Below are 23,809 nucleotides of genomic sequence, written 5' to 3'. Positions count from 1 at the left end.
TTAGTGAGGTAGTTTTTCATAAACTTTGTTAAATAGTAAATATTGATTTGGGCTTCGTTTGCCAACGCCAATTGAGTAACGATAAGGCAAATATAAAAATAAATTTCACAAAGTCTACTAACTAAGTAGATTTTATTAAAATATTTTATAAACCAGTTTATTACAACATTTATCCCTGTTTATTAAGGCAAGGTTGCTTCATAAAACTGCGCTCTATTGTTCGATGAGCTCACTAAAAACTAATCATGAAAATAAAAAAATCGGATAAAGCATTCATATGGCTATTATCCGATTCAGGTATTAGGATTTAATTACAGTTAGATATGATTTCTATTCTTTAATTAACGACAATATTATATTTTTGAACATATGATGGGTTTAGATTAATCAACATGATTTTTTAACCATTCTAAACGTCTTTGATCGGCTAAATGTTTAACAGAGAAGTGTTCAAATGTTGCATTAAATCCATTTCCATCCGGACATGCAGCCATCAAGCCAACCATTACCGGTGTATTATCTTGCAGATAAGCATTACGCATTAAGGTATATTTTTTATCATCAAACGAATAAAAAATCTCTACAGCATCTAAGCGTCTTACTGCTTTTATCCATACATAAGGTACAGCATTCTCTAGACTAATGATACTCCAATCACTAGTACGATGCGTTACTACTGTACTTAAATTGTATTTTCCGTCAACAAATTCGATTCCAGTTTTAATATAATTTTCTTTATCAATGCGAAGCATCAATCCCATCTGATCAAATCTAGCTTTGTAGTCAGCAGAAATTTTGACTTTAGTTTCAAATTCTCCACCATAAGTACCATAATAAAATGGCGCATCGTCCACTGTAAAACCATAATGTGAAATCCTCCAATAATCACTCTGTGGTGTGACAAACATATGGAGTGCCTGATCTTTTATTTCCCACTTTGCTGGCTCATTAAACCATCGCATTTTAGTTAGATTTTGTGCCACTGTCCACTGTTGCCAAAGTATAGTTACCATGACCAATATTAATTTCTTCATCAGTTTATCCAATTAATCTTATAATTTTTTATTTTAGCAAAGGTATACGAGCACATAAACACTATCAATACTGATAAATAACCATTTTTACGATATGAATAATATTGCTACCATTCTTAATGATAAGCTTTTAAAGCAGGTATTTGACCAAGATACAGATCCTAGCAAACAGCTTGAGCAATACCGACATATCGCACAACTTTATGCCCACATTGAAAATGCAATAGCAGTTTTAAGTGATCTAAAGAATGATAAAAGCTATATCTATGCTGGAGGTCTTGCCAAAACATTAGGAATCTCTAACCATGATGCTGAGATTAACTCCATTTGGGAAGATGTTATTTTTAATCTTATTCACCCAGATGACCTTCTGCAAAAGCATATGCTAGAATTACAATATTTTCATTTTCTAAAGCATATACCTATCCTTGAGCGACACAATTATCATGTAATCAGTAAGATCAGAATGTACAATCAAAAAGGGCAATATGTTTGGATATCCCATCGGATGTTTTATGTGCGTAATTCGCCCAATGGCAGTATTTGGTTAGCACTTTGTTTATACAATTTTGCTCATTTTTCTGAAAATACAGAATCCTATGAGGGCTATATTGTTAATAGTGTCACAGGACAAATCATTCAATCTGAAAATCAGGAAAGTAGAAATTTGCTATCTAAGCGAGAGATAGAAATTCTTCGATTGATAAAAATTGGCAAAAGGAGTAAAGAAATCGCAGATGTGCTATCAATCAGTATCAATACCGTCAATCGACACCGTCAAAACATCTTAGAAAAACTTCGTGTTACAAATTCGATAGAAGCTTGCCGTATTGCATCGTCTCTAAATCTACTAATATAACTGCTTATAATTATAATGGTTTTTAGGCGGCATACAATCAACACGATCTAATTAATGAGAATAGAAATACGAACTAGATATTTCCGATCGATATGATGGTAAAAAAATTGGCGTGAAGCTAATCCTTCACACCAATGATAACTAAGGCTACTCCGATGATAAAGCCTACTGCTGTTCATAAACGCGGTAATAAATATAATTCGAAATCCCCAATTAAATCATGACGAAAGTATAACTAGACCGAGAGAAATTTAATTAAATAACTCAGCGAAACGTTAGAGGCTTTCAATAACGAAAGATTTCTATTTATAGGTGATACCTACCGTACAGATCAAAGCATTCCTAAATGACTAACCTCATTTAATAATGTTAAATCGTCATGATCTAAAGAGATTTTAGGTGCATCAAACAACGTTTTCAACTGATTTTTGCTTGTTGCACTAACTATTGGAGCAGTAATTAATGGATTGGCGAGTAACCATGCTAAGGCTATTGTTGCAGGTTGGGTTTGATGTTTCAATGCTATTTTATCAAGAGCTGTTAAGACATTCAGTCCAGTTGCATTTACATATTTACGTACACCTTCGCCACGTGCACTCTTGCTAAGATCCGCTTCACTTCTATATTTTCCAGTTAAAAAACCAGCCGCTAAAGACCAGTACGGAAAAGTACTTAAATTGTATCTCTCTACCAAGGGTGCATAATCATTTTCAAAGGAGTTGCGTTCCATCAAATTATAATGCGGCTGGAGTGCTACATATTTAGGAAGATTGTTTTTTTCGGCAACTTCAAAAGATGCTATTAATCGTTCCGGAGAAAGATTAGATGCAGCGATATAACGTACTTTTCCCGCTTTTATAATTTCGTCGTAAGCGGATAACGTTTCTTCAATTGGAGTTATCTTATCATCAAAATGCGTATAATATAAATCGATATAATCAGTGCCTAAACGCTGTAAAGACTCATCAACAGATTTTAGGATATGTCTTTTGCTGATGTCTACACCATGCTCTTTTGTCTCCGATCCTACTTTGGTTGCAATGACCATTTTTTTCCTATTATTCCGGTTTTTCATCCATTTTCCAATGATCGTTTCAGATTGTCCCCCTACTCCATTCACCCACCAAGAATACGTATCTGCAGTATCTATAAAGTTGAAACCTTCAGCAACAAACGCATCTAAAATATCAAAAGATTCTTTTTCATCCAAAGTCCATCCAAAAACATTACCTCCAAAATTGATTGGTGCAATTTCCAAATCTGTATTTTTAATTGTTATTTTTTCCATATCTTTTCCAATAAATATTTAAGTAAAAATACCTTATTGACCATTCAATTGATTCATTTGTTTGTAAACTTGTTGATTAGTTTGCTATTATTAACGTTATAGTCATGATCAATTTTACCGGGATATTACTTATTTTAAAATGAAATTATTTATTAGCCCAAAGGTATATCATACAAAAAGCCATATCTTACGATATGGCTTAATAGTTAACTGTTGACTATCTACCTAATATTTTAATTTATAAACACTATTGCTGGCTTATTTAGTAGCCTTTTCATCTTTTTTGTTCAATAGCGAGATGTACTTACCATACCCTTTAGCTTGCATTTCTTCTTTAGGAATAAATTTAAGTGAGGCACTGTTTATACAATATCTCAACCCACCTTTGTCAGCAGGGCCATCATCAAAAATATGTCCTAAATGCGCGTCACCAGTCTTACTACGTACCTCCGTGCGTTTCATACCATAGGAATTATCAGCAAGTTCTTTAACCATTTTTTCATTTATTGGTTTTGAGAAACTAGGCCATCCACATCCCGATTCAAATTTATCTGTTGAAACGAAAAGAGGTTCTCCTGTTGTAACATCCACGTAAATTCCTTCTCTAAATTCATCCCAGTATTCATTTTCAAATGCTCTTTCTGTCGCATTGTTTTGTGTTACTTCATATTGCAAATCCGAAAGCTCCTTCTTAAGCATTTTTTGATCTTTTTTCTTATAATCAGCATCTTTAGGAGGATTTGCTTTTTTTGCTATATCAAATAGATCGGCTCCAATATGGCAGTAACCTCCTGGATTCTTATCCAAATAATCCTGATGATAAGTTTCAGCATCATAAAAACTTTTAATTGGTCCAAATTCTACCACAATTTTCTTTGGATAACTGGTTGCTAATTCTTGAATCTTTTGTTTTACCAAAGCTTCATCTGCTTTATCAGAAAAGAAAATACCCGTCCGATATTGTGTTCCGATATCATTCCCTTGTTGATTCAATAAAGTGGGATCGATTGTTTTGAAATAAAGATCGATCAGTAGATTGAGATCGACGACTTCTGGATCATAAATAACTTTTACCGTCTCAGCTGCACCAGTCACTCCTTTAGAAACTTCTTGATAAGAAGGTTTTTTGATGGTGCCATTTGCATAGCCGACCTCAGTTGCTGTAACTCCTCTCACTTGTTTGAAAAAATGTTCAGTTCCCCAAAAGCAGCCCCCTGCAAAATAAATTTCTTTTGTTTTGTTATCTGTCCTCATTTCCGTAATTGTTTGTCTTGTAGGCGATGTTGCCTTCTTGTTTATAGAAAAGCCCATTGCAGTCAATGCAACGACCAAAATACAACATGCCACGATTATTAAGCTATTTTTCATTGTATTATTGTTTTAAAGTTTACGAGATACCATTAACTGTACTGCAAATCCCAAATACATCAGATCCTTAAGAATAAAAAAATCAGTATGCGGAACACCATCTATGATACTCCATATGTTAGGAGTAGTAAATAAATAACTTAGTGTCATGAGAAAAATGACGCACATACCAACTCCTACATATTTTTTCAGTTTTTCAAATTTTAAAGTGAGCAGTATTAAAAGAGCAACTATAATTTCAATAACACCTATGATATTCGAAACTGTCTGCACTCGAATTACATCATACATCCAAGATGTCATGAGATGATTTTCGATTAAGGGTTTTATTGCCTGTGCTTCGGTTGGAGTAAATTTAAAAATTCCGACCCAAAGAAGTATAAGAAACGAACCGAAAAGAGAAATGTAATATCCAGCTGAAGAGATTACATATGAACCACTGTTTTTGTTTGCTACCTGCATCTTAATTGATTTTGAAATTCTACGTATTGATCATCATTTATACCAATAGTCGCTCTACATTCAAAATCCTGACAGCATCTTTAATTATTTTTTATTTTTTCTCTTATTTTACCTTTAAGTTGCTCTATATCAAAATCATTAATTATTTCAATATTCTCTTTATGGATATTCTTTAATAGTATTTTATCCAAATAGGCAGATTTTTTTTGATAAGCTCTGCACCACTTACAAATAGCAAGATGTAATTTGAGTCTTAATTTTTGAATAAAAGAAAGCTGTCCACTTTGTTGCATTTCGATGAGCAATGTAGTCTGACTACAAGGAAGTAGTAAAAAATGTATCATTCTTTTTAACATATCAATCGATTAGTTTTGGATATGAAACCAATTATTTTCCAAACAGGCACGCAGTTGTAAACGGCTTCTTTGAAGAATCTTCCATAGGTTAGTCGGTGAAATCCCCATTTCCTGACAAACGATAGGAGCTTTTTTTTCTTCCAGATAATATAGCTTAACAGGAATTTTCCATTTAGGAGGTAGATCTTCAAGACAATGTTGCATTGTTGTGGTAAATTCTGGATCATCCATCAAGTTTTGATCTTCAGATGACCATTCTTGAATGATAGCTTCATCTTTCCAAGATCCCGTCTCATCAAAAAAATAATCCAAGCTTATCAGGTTATCATTCCGATATTTTTTTCTGTAAAAGTCAGCGGTCTTATTTTTCAAAATATGCATTAGCCAAGTCAATGGAGTACTGTTGCCTTTAAATGTAGGATAAGAATCAAAAGCAGCAATAAAGACATCCTGCACCAAATCTTCAGCATCCTGTCTATCCGACAACAAGTATAGCGCACGTCTCATGAGCGCCTCGCTGTAGTCCTCAACCCACTGATCAAAAATATGTAAATGATCTACCATACTTCATTCATGATATACTTCTTTTGTAAAGTTAAAGAATAAAAATTTGACTTTTATACTGAACATTGACCTAACAGCCCCCCCTTACATCGATCATAAGTTCTCATAAAAATCATTAAGATTGAATCCAGTAAACGAATTAACCCATCACAATACATGATGAATTCACTTTATTAGCGTATAAAACGTTAGAGGTTTATTTCTTTATTAAAAAGTTGAGGAGATATCGGTAAGGATTTTAGGCTCGATTTTATATGTATCCATAAAAATAGAATTCCAATGGCAACACCAGCAGCCAGAAAACTTAATGAAACAACAGGAGAAAGATTGAAGGGATTCAACCTGTACAACATCATTAAATTGAAAAAAACAAGTACAAGCATGATGATCTTTCCCAAACGTTCTTGTTTTCGATATTTTATGCTGTAACTGACCTTATAACTAGTCATAGAAGCATGGAACAATTGATCAGAAAATTCAGCGGAAGGAATATCCATTAATTCCTTATTTATCAAGCTGGCTAATGGATCATTTTCTTTTAATATTCTCTTTTTCATCATAAATCCTTTAATTCATCATTCAATAAATCTTTTAAAATCTTCTCTAGTTTTTTCCTTCCGCGCATCAATTTCATTTTAATTGCAGATTTTCCAAGATCAAGGATTTCTGCTATCTCTGAAATACTTTTTTCTCCAAGATAATGAAGAGTGATTACCACTCTCTCCTCTTCAGCTAGCTTATCCAGAGCTAAATTGATGTATTTTTTTCGATCAGCGACGACTAGATTATTAAATTCTTTTTTTTCGTCTGTTACATATGCCGCTGCTCCAGATTCCTCATAAAGTTCTAACGTGTCTTTATCGTCATTGTTTTTTTTCGTTAAGGCTGTATAATAGACAATTTTATAAAGCCATGTTGAAAATTTTGAAGCATTACGAAAATGAGATAATCCTTTAAAGGCTTTCATAAACGAATCTTGTACTACTTCTTCAGCATTTTCACTATTACCACAAATTTTAAGAGCAAGAGTATAAGCCATATTTTTATAGGTATCCACCAGATATTCAAACCCTTCGCGTTCGCCCAGAATTGCCTGCTGCAAATAATAATCTTCTTTCTTACGGGGTTGTCCAAATAGCATACTTATGGCTAGATTAATTTCATTCTACACATGCTTAGACTCTGTTTAAAATAAATCGGTCACATTGGTGACCAATGATAAATATTTTAAGTCTTATTAAGAAATTAACACTAAACAATTTAAAATGGAAACCACATCAGCAGCACTTTTCATATCCATATCCCTAGTTATATTTGGAATCTGTTATTATTATTTCACTACTAGGCACAAAGAACGAATGGAAATTCTAGAAAGAGGCTTGGCACCTGATTACTTCAAAGGCCAATCTGATTTATCCCCTCTCTTACTAGTTCTAGGTATCATCAGTATTGGAATATCATTGGGTATTATCTGTAGTATGATATTAAGTAAGCTATTCCCATTATATCAGCTAAACCTGACGATCACCAGTATTCTCATGGGCTTGGGGTTAGCGCTGATCATGTCTTACTTTCTAATTCGAAAAAAGCAAAAAAAGGATTAGCATAATAAGTAAAATCACAATTTTTCACAATTACCTAAATTATATAACATGAAAACATCATTTATGGGATGGCTATGCCTTGGATTTTCCGTTTTTTTTTCGCACATCAGTTTGGCGCAAGATGAGACCTACCTATTAGACTCCCTCGTCAAAAATGAACTTCCAAAAAATGCTCCTGGCACCGCCATATACGTGACAAAAGGGAACCAGATTCTATATCAAAAAGCTATAGGAAAATCCAATATCGAACAAGATGTTGATCTTTCGTTAGATCATGTATTTCGTTTGGGATCAGTAAGCAAACAATTTACAGCATGTGCCATTTTAAAACTGATAGAAGAAGGTAAATTGTCTCTTCAAGATGATATTCGTATATACATTCCCGATTTTCCCAAAAAGACTAAGATCATCACGATCGAGGCATTACTGACACATACTGCTGGAGTAAGAAATTATACTGGCCTTGTCAGCTTCACAGAAGAATTAAAAAGGAAAGATCTAAGTCCTATGGCATTGATCAATCTTTTTAAAGATGAACCCCTTGAATACGAACCAGGGACAGATTATAAATATACCAACTCAGGTTATATATTACTAGGCTATATCATTGAAAAAGTTACTGGACAGACTTATGCGACATATATCGAAGAAACGATTTTTAAACCTTTAGGAATGAAACACTCCTATTTCGATAATCCAGATCATGTTATAAAGGGTAGGGTATCTGGCTATTCTCAAAGAAATGGAAGTTATCAAAATACCAATTTTTTGAGTATGACGTTGCCATACGCTGCAGGATCACTTGCCTCTACTCCAATAGATATCCAAATTTGGTATCATGCTTTGTATGATGGAAAGTTTCTAAAACCCGAAACGTTAAAAAATGCCTTTACATCATATAAACTCATCAATGGAAGGTCAACTGGATACGGATATGGTTGGGAAATCGGTAATATCAAGGGAATTCTAAGTGTCAAGCATGTTGGACTCATCAATGGTTTTTATACCTATGTTGCTTATTTACCAGAAGAGCAAATCGCAATATCTATCTTTAGAAATAGTGATAGTCCTGCCGATCTGGATATATTGGCCTCCAAAATGCTTGCTGTAACTTTAGGAAAACCCTATATTACCCATGAAACTACACTAACAGATGCACAATTGGAGACTTATCAAGGAGTGTATACCTTAAACAATGGCGAGCAATATCGTATTCGACTCGAGGATGGTCGTTTGATGTATTATAATCTAGGTGGTACAAAAACGCGATTAATTCCCAATGCAAAAGATCAATTCACTTTAGGAAGTAGTTTGGTTACTTTAAGCTTTAATAGAAATCAACATAGCAAAATTGATAATTTTATTATGTGTGGCACAGGAATAGCATCCAATGGTTATAGGAAAGATGCCAAGATCACAGTACAGAATAAAATTCCCATGTCGTTAAAATCTTTGCAACGATATGTAGGTCGCTATCAATTTAATTTAGGCCCTATATTCGAGGTCCTTCTCGAAAACAATAAACTGTATGGACAAGTTGGTCATGATAAAAAAGAATTGATTCCATTTTCACAACACAAATTTTTCGCTCGAGATCTAGATGCTACACTCATTTTTCAGATCGATTCAAAAGGCCGTGTCACAGGTTTGACAAAAATCCAGAATAGCGACATGACAGCCCTAAAGTTATAATCCCAATTTTAGCTTCCAATCTTAAAATTGGAAGCTAATGAGCAAGGATTAACTAGGTTTACTAGGAGTTATCTTAAACAAAAAAGCCACATCTGACGATGTGACTCAACATGAAACATATGATTTTTCCGTAATTTTTATTTATAAGATGACACTGAACTTGTCACTTTCCACACACCGGATTCATTTATTAAGGTTACTAAATCACTTTTAGTAAAGCCATCAAATTGCATCGTTACTTTAGCTATTGCATAATTTGTTGAGGATTCGAGAATCTGAGTACTCGTTTTACAGTTTAGTTTTTCTCCTTTTTGCTTTTTAAAAAAATCGATCACTGCAGTGCGGTTATTCGTTTTTACGTTCGCACCTTGTGACTTTTGAGTGAAATCTGCAGCAAATAATTGTTCTACACCGATTGACTGCCCTTCTGTAATGATATCAACATAATGATCAAGTGCATAAGTCGCGCTAGATAGATTGATTATTTTTTTGTCGGGTTTGCCAGCTGCCATAGAGAAAGTACCGATAGCGATCAATGCCGCTGCTGCAAATGTTTTTACTAAAGTTTTCATAATGTCTTTATTTTATTGTTTTAGTTATTAGTCTTTTATCAATAAGTCAATCAAAAATAGATACTGTTTTTATTTCCTTTAACTTGATGATTCAAAATTAAGACAAACAACCTAATCTATTTATTACATTTAGATTAACATTATATTAAACTCGGTAAGCGGCGGAAAAACAAAGGTAAAATGAAATAATATATATAGTTTAAAATTGACCTTACCCGTAAAATTGATTACTTTCGCTGTTCATTAATTCAAATTTGATATATGAATAACGAAATAAAAATCTATAGAAATAGTGCTAAAACTAGAAATCTGCTATTAAGTTCAGGTGCAATCTGTATCGTTCTGGCTGTTGTATTTATGTATGGCTTAGGTCTTTTTGATCATATTTTTAAGGCAAAAGTGGCAGTTGGTAGTGGCGCAGTTTTATTGATTATGTTGATTCTAGTCATTAAAAGCCTAATCAACATGAACGATAAATCTGCCATGTTTGAATTCAACGAAAACACGATAAGTGGAAAATCAGCTCCTTTATCCAAAGCTATCGGGCCAATTGCCTGGAAAGATGTTACAGCAATAGAGAAACATAAGGTCGGCGGCGATACGCTAGTCGTCGTGTATTTAAAAAATGCCGAATCCTATAAGACGAGGCTCTCCAAAATGTATTGGAATATGGCATTTGACGAGCAATCTCAGGAATTGCAAATTATGTATTCCGCTTCCGAAATTGACATGACGATAGATGAACTACTGGATCTATTTTTATCGTATTGGAAGCAATCTGCTGAGTAAGTAAGCACTATAGGTTTAATGCAGAGCACCATTATAATTAAAAAAGGAGCAGAAAAAACTAGGATTTTGCTTCTTTTTTATGCTTATAACAGTTATTGCAAGAGTAGAAAATAATCGTATTCCTTATTTAAATTAGTGTTCTTTCAGCAACTCTACCCAAAAAATCACTTCATAACTTATTTAAATTAATACACCGATGGATTAGGGTATAGATTTCGGATTGTTTACTTGTTCGACGACAGTAAGATTATGGTTCCCGTTTTTACGACGAACAGATAGGCCGGTGGAATGTGCCAGATCCAGTATTAACAGAACAGTTTCTCAGAAATTCCACCAGATTCACTCATATCAACCGACTTGCTATGGTTTTCTAGCATAGTTTTCATAAATTTACGCCATGAGCAACAATGATATTATGAAAAAGCTACGCGTAGCTTTAAAATTTACTGACGACGATATTGTTGGAGTATTGGCCCTGGTGGACTTCAGAATTACAAAGACAGAATTGGGTGCAATATTCCGTAAGGAAGACCACCCAAATTTTAAGCCTTGTGGTGACCAGTTGTTAAGAAATTTCCTGAATGGGTTGATTATCTACAAGCGCGGCCCTAAACCTCGTACTAATCTAGAAGATTAAATTATAGGACAAGTGAACTTGTAAAATCATACCCATAAGCTTCTTTTAAGATTCTTTATCTCAATATTAAAGATATCGTTGTAAGTGCTTTTTGAAGTAGGCAGCATCATCAGCTGCACTTTTCATGGGGCTGTATGCAAAATTACCTCCCTGCTCCAAATAGTAGAATTCCAGTCCTGACTTGATCGGATCTGGGAGTATTTCTACATAGTCAATCGAACCATTGCCCAACTCGGTATAATCTCTGGTCACTTTATCCATGTCCTTGATGTGCCACATCACATATCTCCCTGGCTGATTGTCGACCAATTCTTTGGGCGTGAGTGTAGAAGAATGCATCACCCAATACATATCCATTTGCAGCTTGACCAAAGAGCTGTCTGTTTCATTTAAAATGATATCAAAGCCATTTTCACCATCATGGTCAATAAATTCGAAGTCATGATGGTGATAAGCAAATCCAAGGCCTGCATGTTTTACCTGCTCTCCTATTACATTGAGTTTGTTTGCCATCAACTTGAAATTATCAATCGTCCTTTGTTCTGGAGCGATCCATGGCCAAGTGATATATTTCATATCCAAGTCAAGGGCTCCCTTTATACACCGATCCACAAATCTCATCAATTCATCTTGTGGCTTTGTTAGATATGAAGAAAAACCGTAATGTCCACTAGAAGCTGTAATATCAAGGTCTTCTAATATCTTCTTGAACTCTGAAGCCTTAAGTCCATAAAAGCTGCATTTCTCACTGTCAAATCCAAACGTCTCACAATCCGCATACCCCATCTCCTTTACAGCTTTCAAAGTGAGAAGAGGTGCTTGGGTCATATCCTTATGAATGGTAAAGAGCTGTAATCCCATTTTATACTTAGGTTGCTCAAACATTGAAAAACCAGAAAGGGGTAATGCAGCTATAGTTCCTAGCATTCCGGCAGATTCCAAAAATTTTCTTCGGTTCATTTTCATTGATGCAGTGAGATTAACTTGTTTTCAGATTTCGATTATCCAAACATACTATTTCTTAGTTAGACCTCCAATATTAAAAGTGGAGACAGATTTGAAAAAATAGATTTAAATTTGTTTAATTATGAAAAGAGTATTGGATGATTCTTTTAAGAAGGTGGAGCTAGATCTATGATATACAAAAGTATCGGTATCCGCAGCAGCAAAAGAACTAGATATTGATGCTAGTAGGATAAATGGCGCATAGATCCTATAAAACTTACAACGTGAGTGGAGTAGATTAGGTAGTATATTATTCAAGTGGAAATAGAATTTTTATTTTTAAGGATGTACCAATTGTAGTTGTAATAACATCGACAGCATATAATACACCATATGGACACAAGCAAGTCGACAAAATAATGCAGTACTATTTAATAGAAGCAGTAGCGAAATGACAAGAAAAATAACGTTTAAACATTTATTTAAGGCAACATTAAATTGGGTTTTGAAAAAACAACCAACCACAGCTGGATTTTATAGTAAAAGTCACCGCATTTCGATCGAAGGTAAAAAAGATATGGAGATTTCTGCTGCCAAAGTATTTAAAGGAGATCCCCAATTATATAATCCTGAAGACCTGTTGCTGAGCAGTTTAGTTTCATGTCATATGATGTCTTATCTATATGTTTGTGCCCAGAACAAAATAGAAATCCTCACCTACTCGGATCATGCTGAAGCAATCCTTGAGGTCAATCCAGATGGAAGTGGACGTTTTGTTGAAGTTCGACTAAATCCATGTATTACCATTACAGATCCTCAGCAAATAGCATTAGCAATGGACTTACATCAGAAAGCCAATCAACTGTGCTTTATAGCCAATTCTTGTAATTTTCCAGTAATACACCATCCAATTGTAGAAATGAAAAAATAACCCCCATAAATCCATCTGGAATCGGATGTTAATCTTTTCATCATTCATCTAAAAAGATCGAGCGTATCAGCTGATTTGATAGCTGATACCATGATCGGGTTTAGATGAGAATAAATGAAATATACCACTAAACTACAATAGTTAGCATGCTAATTTATTATACCAGTTGATAGCTATGTTAGCTCAATGTACAGCAAAAGTTTGACTACTTTTTAGCTTTCTCCGGTTCATAGTTGAGAAAGTGCGGTCCCTATTTCCAAAATAGGTGTCAATTGTTGAGAAACTTCGACAGCAATTTATAAAATAGGTGTCACTTGTTGAGAAACTTCGACAGCAATTTCCAAAATAGATGTCACTTGTTGAGAAACTTCGACAGCAATTTCCAAAACAAGTATCACTTGTTGAGAAACTTGGACAGCCATTTCCAAAATAGATGTCACTTGTTGAGAAACTTGGACAGTCATTTCCAAAATAGATGTCACTTGTTGAGAAACTTGGACAGTCATTTCCAAAACAAGTATCACTTGTAGAGAAACTTGGACAGCCATTTTCAAATAAGGGACTACAAGTTATTGAGCTGTTGCCCCTACGTTCTAACTTTCGATTCTTTGTTCCTAAATAGGGATTAAAGGTCGTCAATAAGTAGTCACAAAAAGCTAAGAAGCAGTCCAAGAAAGACTTCGATCTATACAGAAATACGCATCAAAGGCTCAAATAAGGCTTTTGAATCAATAAGGAGCCTCAGCACGCTGTGTTCTGGTCAAGATTTTAAAATAGTTACCTCATTAACTAATGAGCGAAATCCCTTCCCTTACGCTGGTTTAATTAAGTTCCAAAAACTTATTTTTCTTCTCGTCTTAAATCCCAGCTTTTCGTAGAGATTGATAGCACCGCTATTATTTTCTGCCACATGTAGATAAGGTACTTTATTTTGTAAAAATATCTGGTGGCAAGTATGTGCAACTAATTTTTTAGCAAAGCCAAGACCCGTATAACGAGGATGTGTGACCACAGCACTTACTTCTGTATAAGCGTTCATCTTCATCCGTTCACCTGTGACAGCAACAAGTTGACTGTCTTTATATATACCATAATAATTCCCCAATTCAGAAGTCTTATTTTTGAAATATCCAGGTTGAACTAAATTGACTAAGTTGAGGAGATCATCATGGTGATCGACATGAAGATCGACTATATGTTCATCCATTGCTATCGATATCTCCTTATCAAGCACCATTTGATTACAAACTAATTCTTGATGCAGTATGATCGGACTATTGAATTTGGGTTGATCACCCACAACATAGAAATTGGACGTATCTCGAGCATATTCAGCTATAGACTGTGCAGTCTGATCCATTTTTATAAAACCACCAAAAGGACAATACTGAGGCTTGTAGAATTTTACTCCATCAAATTCAAGTGCGCTATCGCGATGAGTTTCTGAAAGTGAAAACCATACAGGATTATCTAATTTACTTGTATCCAATACCCTATCATTAAGTTTAAAAAAAATAAAGCAATAGCCATTACTGCACTGCTTTGATACCTAAACAAGATAGTAAAACTTTATACATTAATCAAACTGTAAAGTCGGTAAAAGGTCGTTGAGTGACCATATTTTTCAGCTTGAGCTTATCAAAACAAAACCCCCTGCATCAGATACAAGGGGCTTAGAGCCATGATATTTGAAAGATCAGCAACAGTTTTCTTTCCAAATTAAGATTTGAAATGGATGCCCTTAAAAACACGAGTCGGATTACCCCGTTGAATTTCAGCATGATTTTGCCATTGCTTATCGATATCATGTTGTGCCGATTGATTTTGCAACTGCATTAATTTTTGTGCCAGACGATCCTTTGCCAACTTTTTATTTTGTAACTGAGATCTGGTATCCATGGCAACAGTGGTGATTCCTGTAGGCATATGAAGTGCTCTAACAGCAGAACTTACCTTGTTTACATGTTGACCTCCTGCACCGGAACTCCGCATGACCTGATAGAGAATATCTTTTTCCAATAGGATTATTTCTTTTTCTTTTGTAATCACAAAAAGGCCAATAAACCAATTCTTTCTTTTATGAGAACTGCGAAAGGGACTCTCACAAATCCATAATAATGAACCTTTCCATGATTGCAGAAAGACATCGATATCGACGCCAGTTAATTTACATACCGCAGACTGTATTAAACCACTTCCACTTTTATCTTCATCGATAACAGTCACTTGTATCTGCTTTTTAAAGGCTTCTTTTTGAAAGATGCCTAACACATGCGTAAGGAAAAAATCACATTCTTTAGGACCTTTTCCTGAACTTAATTGTATATATACCTCCATATATGTTAACTTTCCATACGAACAAACTTGGGTTTAAAAACACCCAAAACCTGTACTAATTCTTTTTGTAGATTCATCACTTGATCGATATCCTTGTAAGCCATCGGTGATTCATCCATACTCCCACCCATAAGTTGAACTCCCGCATCTACTAAATTCTTCCTCATTTCTGCTTTGCTGAAACTTGATTTTGCGTCAGCTCTTGACAATAAACGTCCTGCTCCATGCGAAGCAGAGTTTAGGCTCTTTTGATTTCCTAGACCTTCGACAAGAAATCCTGGAGCGGTCATCGAGCCAGGAATAATACCCAATGTACCTTGAGCAGCAGGGGTAGCACCCTTGCGATGTACAATACATTCCTGCCCATCAACAGTCTCCTTCCAAGCAAAATTGTGATGATTTTCGATTGTCAATGCGATACGCTTACCCAAAGCTTTTGCAATGCGCTGATGGATATTTTCGTGACAAGCTTTTGCATAATCTCCTGCCAGATTCATAGCCAACCAATATTCCTGTCCATCATGTGTCTGGAGATCCAGCCACGCAAGATGCTGAACATGTTGTGGCAAAGGACATTGTTTTCTAGCCAAATAAGTATAGTGCTTAGCAATGTTTGCTCCTAGTCCACGAGAACCGCTATGGGACAGAACTGCTAGATAACAGCCGGGATCAAGTTTCCATTCTGCACGTGGTGCTTTCAATTCGATGATACCGAATTCAACAAAATGATTTCCACCACCAGATGTCCCCAATTGTTTATATGCCTTATCTTGCAAACCTTTTAAGAGCGGAATATCTTGAAATTCTGATCGGGATAATACCTCATGATCACCTTTATTTTTATGTGTTTCGTACATACCAAACTTGGTATGCTCCGCTAAAATATTCAACATCATGGCATCTTTACCTTTTATAAATGATGCTGGTAAATCGAAGATGGATAAACTCATACGGCAGCCGATATCCACACCTACACCATAGGGTATAACCGCTTGATGAGTCGCTAACACGCCGCCTATAGGTAAGCCATAGCCCGAATGAGCATCTGGCATCAATGCTCCTGCCACAGCTATTGGTAACTTCAAGGCATCGTATAATTGAAATTTTGCCCGCTCATCAATGATATCTTCTCCAAAGATTGAAAAGGGGACACGATGTGTCAGCAATTCATGCAATCGTACCTCAACTGGTTTGACCAAACTTTCTGACAATTTGCCCCAGACCCCATGACTATTAAATTTTGCAGGATCTAATAACACTTCTTTTACCTCTTGCAACACTTTTTCTTTCTTCTCCCGCTTTCTGTAACGTTGTATTTGTGATAAACCAATATTAATGGTATTATTTTGTGGGAAACCTAGTTTTATAAGGTCTTTCCCTGAGATTTTACTTCCCATAATTGTATTATAAAAATTGAAAAATGTGTTTGAAAAACACCATAAATACGTTGGACATTGTTTCCAACAGATTTCAATTCGGGAAAATTTGAATGCAAAAAAATGAATAAACAAAAAAGCCCGAATCATCTTCGGGCTTTTAATATTGTGATTTGAAAAATCTCTTATATCTGGGCACGAAGAATCACTACCGCATCTATTGCAGTAATGTTAAATGATACGATACGAACTATATACATTTTGTTTTCTCCGTTTAAAGGGTCTTTATTATTTATCGGGACAAATATAAGACTTTTTTTGAAGTAGGGAAAAAATAGATAAAAAAAATAAAGTAAAATTGAAATCACTAATCATACTTTCGTTATCTAAGACTTTATTGTGTATATTTTAACAGAGCTTTTGAAAAAAATATAAAATATTTGCACCTGATAGCCGATCTTACTACAGTTAAAAAAAAGAATACCCCTTATATTGATTACAGAAATGCATACCATTATCACCGTTTCCTAATCAATTGCATCGGAGTCGCAGGATAATTGCTTAATTTTGAATGATTATGATAAAATGATATGGAAAAAATCATCAAAATAGATCATGTCGATACTTACAATAAAATGCGTGGTGTAGCAACTTTACATCCATTGATTACGGTTATCGATTTATCAAAAGCAATACCGATGCCTGCACAAACATTTAACTTTGGGCTTTATGCCATCTATCTCAAAGAGCTAAAATGTGGTGAACTGAAGTATGGTCGCAACAATTACGATTTTCAGGAAGGTACTTTAGTTTTTATAGCTCCCGGACAGCTGCTCGGTATTCAACCTGATGTAACGACTTTTCAACCCGCAGGATGGGCATTGCTTTTTCATCCAGATCTGATTAAGGGGACCTCATTGGGTAAGAAAATACACGAATATAGTTTCTTTTCTTATGATACCAATGAAGCATTGCACTTGTCTGAAAAAGAGCGATTAATGGTCTTAGACTGCTTTAACAAGATGCAATATGAAATGGAACAAAGTATTGATAAACATAGCAAAACCTTGATTACGTCCAATATAGAATTATTTCTAAACTATTGTACCCGTTTCTATGATCGACAGTTTGTCACTAGAGATGATTCCAATAAAGGTATATTAGAAAAATTTGAAGATTTATTACATACTTATTTTTCAGAACATAGGGCATCAACTCATGGTCTGCCTACTGTTTCCTATTGTGCTTCCCAACTGAATCTTTCCGCTAATTATTTCGGTGATCTTATTAAAAGTGAAATGGGTACAACAGCACAGGAGTATATACATCAAAAGGTTATTGATTTAGCAAAGGAACGAATATTTGATCATGAAAAAACCATTAGTGAGATTGCCTATGAACTCGGATTCAATTATCCGCAGCATTTCACTAGATTATTCAAACAAAAAGTAGGCATTTCACCTACTAAATATAGATCTTTAAATTGAAACCTAGATACCTTTACTCATTTTAGCTTTAGTAAAGCACATGTCACCAGGAAAAATGACTTACAGATCAGAACATACCTGTATGACTCCGACTTATTTATTGTGTTTGCATCTGTTTACACACCGCAGCTAAATTGACCAATTCAGGTAGTGCCTGAAATGAGAAATAAGAGATATCATCATCTTGTCTCTCTTGAAGTAGTTTAGTATAAGCTTGCACGCAAGCATTGATATGTTCTTCAAATAATAAGTTCCATTGTTTTTCATTTTTATCATTATAATTTTCAAATGATTTTTCACCCGCTTTCCAAATCTGATCAAACTGATTTTGATCCAATTGAAGCGTCTTGCCCTTCACGATTTCAAGTAAAATGGGTTGAGTTTTTTGATAGTAGTTTTTTATCCGTTTACAGAGTAATAACATTTGTTTATCCTTTGTATGTTTTTCCATGAGCTGCGTCATGACCAACCCTTCCGTGCGCATGAAAACAATGTCCCTCAACGTATTTTCATCTTTTAAATCTTGAGAAATAAGTGCCGAGCTTTGTAATAACAGGAAAATGGTGATGATAAATGAATAGACTCTCATATTGCTTGAATTATATTAATACTACGGTTTCATGATATTAAAATAATTCAAGCAATAAATGTTCTATTTTTCTGTTTGCACTTATAAAACAAGTATTTACAACTAAAAAGAGGAGTTTATCACCATCATAAGTATTTATACTTACATACGTGTAGAGCAATTAAAACCTTCTATTATCATGTTCAATCCTGCTTATCATAAAAAAAGCAAGCATCCTGAGATGCTTGCCACACGAATTGCTTTAATTTTTCACCCATCAAAACAATATTTAAAAGAATACTACGGGACATCATTCCAATTGGAGCGATCTCCTTTGTTAAAAAAACATATTCTTATTTTTATGCATCATCAACTATGTTCGCATATAGCATATAATTTTTCAAAACGTTGCGCTATGGTTACTTTATTTTTTATGGATTATTTACGCTGTATGTTTAAAGAAGTACTTTCAAGCCATGGCGCTGAAAATTGAACAGCAACCTCCCCTTGTCCCGATCTCAATTGAATATAAGCGATCATTTTGCCATGATACACCCTTTGTTTATGGTCTGTATAATCAGCCATATCACTGTTATCTCCTGCTTCTAACCCTAACAACCTAGCCTCGCCCGATATCCTACAAGTCACTTCATCATCAGCCAATACCACGGGTTTGCCATTTTTGTCTACAACCTGCAATTCCACTTGAATCACCTCTCCAACAGTTGCCGATATGGAAGATTCGGACATAATTTTTAAGGCATAAGACCGATCAGACGTTTCCAAGGTCTGACGGACGATTTCGGTCCCTTGCTGATCAAAACCAATGACTTGTAATGTTCCTGAAGCATAGGGAATATCCCAATAAGTAATACCCTGTTCATCATCATAAGGTTTTGTATGTCCAACAACTTTTCCGTTAAGCTCCAATCTTGCCTCAGCCGTATTGGTGTAGCAGACCACCCGGATCAATTGTCCCTCTCGATAATTCCATATGGGCCAGGCATCCATGGAAGGTACTTCATTTTTTCGCTGACCTTGCTCCGTTTCCAATGCAGACCAGACATCTGTTGTACTAGCTTGACCTTTCAAAGGGTAAGTACCTAGATAAGCCATTGGTTTATCCGACCATAAGGATTGACGGAAATATCCCCTTGGTTTAATAAATCCTGCAAAATCTAACAAGCCAGAATAAAAACCTCTTGATGGCCATCTTCCAGACTCACCCAGATAATCAATCCCCGTCCAAAGAAACTGACCAAAAATATGGTTATTATCCCGTACAGCCTTCCAAGCCGCAAGGTCATGTCTATTTTCACTTCCAAATATCACGCGTTTAGGATAGCGCTTATGATCTTCCTGATAACGGCTCTCTGTGTAATTGTATCCTGCGATATCCAATACACCAGGATATTCAGTTTCATTGGACATCGCAACACCAGCCAGACCAGCTGTTACCGGTCGACTGGTATCATATTTTCTGACCACAGCAGCCAAACGCTTCGCGATATCTCCTAGTCGCATGGCATCGGGAGCATCTTTTTTGTATCCTCCAAAAATGGGTTGTGTAAATCCATTTCCTTGGCTTCCATTCAGTACAGGATGCGAATATGGATCATTAGGATAGTCGACCTCATTACCGATACTCCAAGCAAAAATAGAAATATGGTTGCGGTCACGTTTGACCATGTCGGCAAGATCGCGCTCGCTCCACTCTTTAAAGTAATCGTATGAACCTTGAAATCCCGCTGTGCCCACATTCCAACCCGTAATCCATTTACGTTTTGGATATTCCCATTCATCGTACGCTTCGTTCATGACCAGAAGTCCCAATTCATCACATAGGTCATATAATGAAGTAGCCTGTGGATTATGACTTGTGCGGATAGCATTGACACCTAATGATTTCAAAGTCAACAATCTACGTCTCCATACTTCAGGATAAACTTCAGCCCCCAGTACACCGGCATCATGATGGATACATACCCCCTTTACTTTAGTCCATTTACCATTTAAGGCAAAACCCTGATCTGGGTGAAATGTCAAGGTTCGAAAGCCTGTTTTTACCTCCGACCGATCTATCTCCTGACCATTTTGTAATACGACTGTTTTTAAGGTGTAAAGGCTAGGTTGCTCCAGACTCCATAATTTTGGATTTTTAACGGTAATCTTCGTTGGTATGGACACACTGCTATGAGCTATAATGCTGGTCTTTTTAGCAATTTTAGCGACAATAGTTCCTGATTCATCCATCAACTCTTGTAAGACTTGTACAGATGCAGTTGAACTTGTTTCGTTTGCAAGTGCTACTTCCATGTGTAAGTTTCCCTGATTTCCTTTCACTTCTGGATAGGCATATACACCCCACTGTTCCAGATGAACAGGATCAGCTCTTACGATCCAAACATCCCGATAGATCCCAGACCCTGTATACCATCTCGAATCGGCACTTTGGCTGTGATCCACTTTAACCGCAATGGTATTTTCTTTTCCAAAATCTATTAAGGAAGAGATATCGTATGAAAACGAAATATAACCATTAGGGCGTTTACCAGCAGATTTTCCATTCACAAACACCTCACTTCGATTATATACTCCCTCAAAGTAGAGGTATAGTTTTTTGCCGTGATCTGAAGCAGGCACCATTAGTTTCTTTTGATACCAACCTATTCCTCCCGGTAAATATCCTGTCGCACTGGCAAGATTTGGACTTAAAGGGTATTTCACACTCCAATCATGTGGAAGCTGAACCGTTCTCCACCCAGTATTTGATTGCGTATTCATCTTTGTTATATCCCAATCACCAAGACGAAAAAGCCAATCCTCATTGATTTTTTCTGCATGACCAAAACCTGGTTGCGCAAATAAAGATTCCTTTCCTAGTAAAAAAATCAAGAGAGCTAAAGTGATATATTTTAATATTCGAAACATATTGAATTAAATTAAAGTCATCGTGATGTGGTTATTGTCCAACAATTATAAATCCGCCATCTGGTTCAAGAGTTATTTTTAACGATTTATCTTTTTTGGAATTGAATACCTGATGTCGAGCTGATCGATCCTTGTTGTCCTGATAGAGTTCCCATTGATCACCCGAAAGCATCGGTAACTTCAATGTGAGTTCTTTTGCTGTTTTCTCAGCATTGATACCGGCTATGTACCAACGATCAGCATGTCTTCGAGCTAATACGACATATTTACCGGGATATCCATCGATCAAAATAGTCTCCTCCCAAATCGTGGGTATCTGTTTCATAAAATCAATAACATATGCGGGCATTTCGGTTAGATTGTTGGGTGTAATTCCAAAATTTTGTATGGGTGTTTGAAATAGAACAGCAGTAGCCAATTGAAAAGTTTCTGTTGTTTTCCTTATCATTCCACCATTGTTCTCTCGGTTATGTCTTTTATTAAGTAGAACTGGACCAAAATCCATTGAGCCTACAGCATTCCGAATAAAAGGGTGTAAGCTCGCATTAAACGCTTCTGTATCATTCGCATGTTGGGTAAAGATAAGATTCTCCGATGCCAGCACAGCCTCACTACCAGCAAAATTCGGATACATACGCTCCCAGCCACGAGGTAGAGTACATCCATGAAAAATAACAGTTAGGCCATGATCATTAGCATCCGACAGGATATCTTCGTAAAGCTTCATCGTCTCCTGTTTATCCCCACCAAAAAAATCCACTTTTATACCTTTTATACCGACCTTTTGCATCCAAGCCATCTCCTTTTTTCTGGTAGCAGCCGTATTCATCATATTTTTAGGTGTTTGTGGAGCGTCGTTCCAAAATCCATTGGAATTATACCATAAACAAATCCCTACACCTTTATCTTTTCCATAGGCAATTAATGCTTCGATTTTATCACGACCAATCTTACTATCCCACCAATTATCGACCAAAACAAACTCATAGCCCATAGCTGCAGAGAGATCTACAAATTTTTTCTGATCTTCAAAATTAATACTTCCATCCTGCCATTCTAGCCAGCTCCATGTTGAACGTCCAAACGTATACGGTTTGGAAGGTTTATACAAAGGTTCAACAACATCAAACGCGATGGTCGTTTCTACAATAGGTTTTAGTGTATTTCCTACCGTTAGAGTACGCCATGGTGTATTTCCTGGCAATGCGATTGCGGGTTGAGCACTGCCTATACCATTATTTTCACCTAGCTCAGGGAATGCAATCTGATAGTGTCCATCTTTGGTACCTTCACTCAGTTTCGATCCACAGTACAATGCCCCTACACCTGTTTCAGAAACCAGTACCCAACCGCGATCACCCACATGAAATAAGCCAGGAAAGGTATAGCCTAAACCATACTTAGAGCGCACACCCAGTTGCTCATCGGCAGTATATTCTTCTTCATAACTTGGCTTTGTTTTCATCCATCCAGACATGGCAGGTGCCTGAGGGGTCAGGAAAGTTGTCGTTAAATTTGGAAAGTTGAAGGCACTTATCTCCTCATCAATATAAAAATTAGCGGCTTCCCCAGATTGAGGCACATGATACCGAAAAGCAATATCATGATTACTTACTCGAAATACGACATGCAAAGCTTGTTTATGAGCATTTTCCAATTTGCAAATCAACTCGTTTGCTTGGTAATGGACCTGTTTGCGTTTTATCTTCTTTTCCTCATATCGTTCATCAATTTGGTTATACACCTGATCGATTAATTTTAAATGAGCAGATAGATCGACCTGACGACCTTTTAAGCCAAGCGCTGACTTTTCGAGCATCACTTTTCCATCCAATTGGACATCATAATAGAGATGGCCATTTTCCAAAGAAAGATTCACCACTAGTCGTTTATCGGGGCCAGAAACAGTCAGTTTTTGAGCAAGACCCATAAACGATATGAAGCATAGAAAACTGAGGGTAAGTAAACGTTTCATTAAAGTGCAAATTTTTGTGAATAAATGATTAAGA

At 35.9% G+C, this 23,809-nt stretch carries 24 protein-coding genes; 7 read left to right on the top strand and 17 right to left on the bottom strand.

Going from position 1 to position 23,809, the window contains the following annotated elements:
* Positions 1 to 383: 383 nt before the first annotated feature.
* Positions 384 to 1,034, bottom strand: coding sequence for a DUF1349 domain-containing protein (locus tag C8N37_RS14300; protein ID WP_108159899.1), 651 nt, complete (start codon positions 1,032 to 1,034; stop codon positions 384 to 386).
* Between the two features lie 94 nt (positions 1,035 to 1,128).
* Here C8N37_RS14300 and C8N37_RS14295 point away from each other — a divergent pair, with 94 nt between their 5' ends.
* A complete protein-coding gene (locus C8N37_RS14295) occupies positions 1,129 to 1,893 on the top strand; it encodes a response regulator transcription factor (RefSeq protein WP_108159529.1) in 765 nt (254 codons plus the stop codon).
* A gap of 331 nt (positions 1,894 to 2,224) precedes the next feature.
* Here the strand turns inward: C8N37_RS14295 and C8N37_RS14290 are convergent, their stop codons facing one another.
* From C8N37_RS14290 to C8N37_RS14260, 7 genes are all read right to left on the bottom strand, one after another.
* The gene (locus C8N37_RS14290; RefSeq protein WP_108159528.1) at positions 2,225 to 3,181 is read right to left on the bottom strand and encodes an aldo/keto reductase; all 957 of its coding nucleotides are present in this window, start codon (positions 3,179 to 3,181) and stop codon (positions 2,225 to 2,227) included.
* Positions 3,182 to 3,439: 258 nt separating this feature from the next.
* Complete coding sequence (gene msrB, locus C8N37_RS23335; protein ID WP_108159527.1) at positions 3,440 to 4,549, bottom strand: peptide-methionine (R)-S-oxide reductase MsrB; 1,110 nt, start codon at positions 4,547 to 4,549, stop codon at positions 3,440 to 3,442.
* Between the two features lie 12 nt (positions 4,550 to 4,561).
* Positions 4,562 to 5,011: a DUF417 family protein gene (locus C8N37_RS14280; RefSeq protein WP_108159526.1), complete on the bottom strand. Its 450-nt coding sequence runs from the start codon at positions 5,009 to 5,011 to the stop codon at positions 4,562 to 4,564.
* An 80-nt stretch (positions 5,012 to 5,091) separates the two neighbouring features.
* Complete coding sequence (locus C8N37_RS14275) at positions 5,092 to 5,367, bottom strand: hypothetical protein (RefSeq protein WP_146171076.1); 276 nt, start codon at positions 5,365 to 5,367, stop codon at positions 5,092 to 5,094.
* A gap of 9 nt (positions 5,368 to 5,376) precedes the next feature.
* Positions 5,377 to 5,931: an RNA polymerase sigma factor gene (locus C8N37_RS14270; RefSeq protein WP_108159524.1), complete on the bottom strand. Its 555-nt coding sequence runs from the start codon at positions 5,929 to 5,931 to the stop codon at positions 5,377 to 5,379.
* A gap of 188 nt (positions 5,932 to 6,119) precedes the next feature.
* Positions 6,120 to 6,488 (bottom strand): hypothetical protein, encoded by a 369-nt coding sequence (locus C8N37_RS14265; protein WP_147051547.1) that lies wholly within the window; start codon positions 6,486 to 6,488, stop codon positions 6,120 to 6,122.
* Positions 6,488 to 7,072, bottom strand: coding sequence for an RNA polymerase sigma factor (locus C8N37_RS14260; protein ID WP_108159522.1), 585 nt, complete (start codon positions 7,070 to 7,072; stop codon positions 6,488 to 6,490). The genes C8N37_RS14265 and C8N37_RS14260 overlap by 1 nt, the downstream gene beginning before the upstream one ends.
* A gap of 124 nt (positions 7,073 to 7,196) precedes the next feature.
* On the opposite strand from C8N37_RS14260, the gene C8N37_RS14255 reads away from it, so the two are divergent.
* Together C8N37_RS14255 and C8N37_RS14250 are read left to right on the top strand one after the other, a co-directional pair.
* Positions 7,197 to 7,535 (top strand): DUF6249 domain-containing protein, encoded by a 339-nt coding sequence (locus C8N37_RS14255; protein ID WP_146171075.1) that lies wholly within the window; start codon positions 7,197 to 7,199, stop codon positions 7,533 to 7,535.
* Between the two features lie 48 nt (positions 7,536 to 7,583).
* Positions 7,584 to 9,227 carry a serine hydrolase gene (locus C8N37_RS14250; protein ID WP_108159520.1) on the top strand — a complete coding sequence of 548 codons (1,644 nt, stop codon included), beginning with the start codon at positions 7,584 to 7,586 and terminating at the stop codon, positions 9,225 to 9,227.
* A 137-nt stretch (positions 9,228 to 9,364) separates the two neighbouring features.
* Here C8N37_RS14250 and C8N37_RS14245 read toward each other — a convergent pair whose 3' ends face one another.
* On the bottom strand, positions 9,365 to 9,799 hold the full coding sequence (locus C8N37_RS14245) for a nuclear transport factor 2 family protein (RefSeq protein ID WP_108159519.1): 435 nt from the start codon (positions 9,797 to 9,799) through the stop codon (positions 9,365 to 9,367).
* A gap of 261 nt (positions 9,800 to 10,060) precedes the next feature.
* On the opposite strand from C8N37_RS14245, the gene C8N37_RS14240 reads away from it, so the two are divergent.
* Both C8N37_RS14240 and C8N37_RS14235 read left to right on the top strand, forming a co-directional pair.
* The gene (locus C8N37_RS14240) at positions 10,061 to 10,588 is read left to right on the top strand and encodes an STM3941 family protein (protein WP_108159518.1); all 528 of its coding nucleotides are present in this window, start codon (positions 10,061 to 10,063) and stop codon (positions 10,586 to 10,588) included.
* Between the two features lie 397 nt (positions 10,589 to 10,985).
* Positions 10,986 to 11,225, top strand: coding sequence for a DUF1456 family protein (locus tag C8N37_RS14235; protein ID WP_108159517.1), 240 nt, complete (start codon positions 10,986 to 10,988; stop codon positions 11,223 to 11,225).
* Positions 11,226 to 11,291: 66 nt separating this feature from the next.
* Here the strand turns inward: C8N37_RS14235 and C8N37_RS14230 are convergent, their stop codons facing one another.
* On the bottom strand, positions 11,292 to 12,185 hold the full coding sequence (locus C8N37_RS14230; protein ID WP_244914433.1) for a sugar phosphate isomerase/epimerase family protein: 894 nt from the start codon (positions 12,183 to 12,185) through the stop codon (positions 11,292 to 11,294).
* Between the two features lie 490 nt (positions 12,186 to 12,675).
* Here C8N37_RS14230 and C8N37_RS14220 point away from each other — a divergent pair, with 490 nt between their 5' ends.
* Positions 12,676 to 13,101: an OsmC family protein gene (locus tag C8N37_RS14220; RefSeq protein ID WP_211322265.1), complete on the top strand. Its 426-nt coding sequence runs from the start codon at positions 12,676 to 12,678 to the stop codon at positions 13,099 to 13,101.
* 296 nt (positions 13,102 to 13,397) lie between these two features.
* Here C8N37_RS14220 and C8N37_RS14215 read toward each other — a convergent pair whose 3' ends face one another.
* The 4 genes from C8N37_RS14215 to C8N37_RS14200 form a co-directional block, all read right to left on the bottom strand.
* On the bottom strand, positions 13,398 to 13,607 hold the full coding sequence (locus C8N37_RS14215; RefSeq protein ID WP_211322264.1) for a hypothetical protein: 210 nt from the start codon (positions 13,605 to 13,607) through the stop codon (positions 13,398 to 13,400).
* A 305-nt stretch (positions 13,608 to 13,912) separates the two neighbouring features.
* Positions 13,913 to 14,590: a GNAT family N-acetyltransferase gene (locus C8N37_RS14210; RefSeq protein ID WP_108159514.1), complete on the bottom strand. Its 678-nt coding sequence runs from the start codon at positions 14,588 to 14,590 to the stop codon at positions 13,913 to 13,915.
* A gap of 230 nt (positions 14,591 to 14,820) precedes the next feature.
* Positions 14,821 to 15,438, bottom strand: a complete 618-nt coding sequence (gene prfH, locus C8N37_RS14205) for a peptide chain release factor H (protein WP_108159513.1) — start codon at positions 15,436 to 15,438, stop codon at positions 14,821 to 14,823.
* A 5-nt stretch (positions 15,439 to 15,443) separates the two neighbouring features.
* Positions 15,444 to 16,835 (bottom strand): RtcB family protein, encoded by a 1,392-nt coding sequence (locus tag C8N37_RS14200; RefSeq protein ID WP_108159512.1) that lies wholly within the window; start codon positions 16,833 to 16,835, stop codon positions 15,444 to 15,446.
* A 569-nt stretch (positions 16,836 to 17,404) separates the two neighbouring features.
* Between C8N37_RS14200 and C8N37_RS14195 the strand changes: the two genes are divergently transcribed.
* On the top strand, positions 17,405 to 18,301 hold the full coding sequence (locus C8N37_RS14195) for a helix-turn-helix domain-containing protein (RefSeq protein WP_108159511.1): 897 nt from the start codon (positions 17,405 to 17,407) through the stop codon (positions 18,299 to 18,301).
* A gap of 97 nt (positions 18,302 to 18,398) precedes the next feature.
* Here the strand turns inward: C8N37_RS14195 and C8N37_RS14190 are convergent, their stop codons facing one another.
* From C8N37_RS14190 to C8N37_RS14180, 3 genes are all read right to left on the bottom strand, one after another.
* Entirely contained in the window at positions 18,399 to 18,890 is a 492-nt protein-coding gene (locus C8N37_RS14190) for a hypothetical protein (protein WP_108159510.1), read from the bottom strand.
* A 417-nt stretch (positions 18,891 to 19,307) separates the two neighbouring features.
* Complete coding sequence (locus C8N37_RS14185) at positions 19,308 to 21,800, bottom strand: sugar-binding domain-containing protein (RefSeq protein ID WP_108159509.1); 2,493 nt, start codon at positions 21,798 to 21,800, stop codon at positions 19,308 to 19,310.
* A gap of 31 nt (positions 21,801 to 21,831) precedes the next feature.
* Positions 21,832 to 23,775, bottom strand: coding sequence for a glycoside hydrolase family 97 protein (locus tag C8N37_RS14180; RefSeq protein WP_108159508.1), 1,944 nt, complete (start codon positions 23,773 to 23,775; stop codon positions 21,832 to 21,834).
* Positions 23,776 to 23,809 lie beyond the last annotated feature (34 nt).

The organism is Sphingobacterium faecium (assembly GCF_003054045.1).
GTDB lineage: Bacteria > Bacteroidota > Bacteroidia > Sphingobacteriales > Sphingobacteriaceae > Sphingobacterium > Sphingobacterium faecium.
This window is presented reverse-complemented; position numbering and strand designations above follow the sequence as displayed.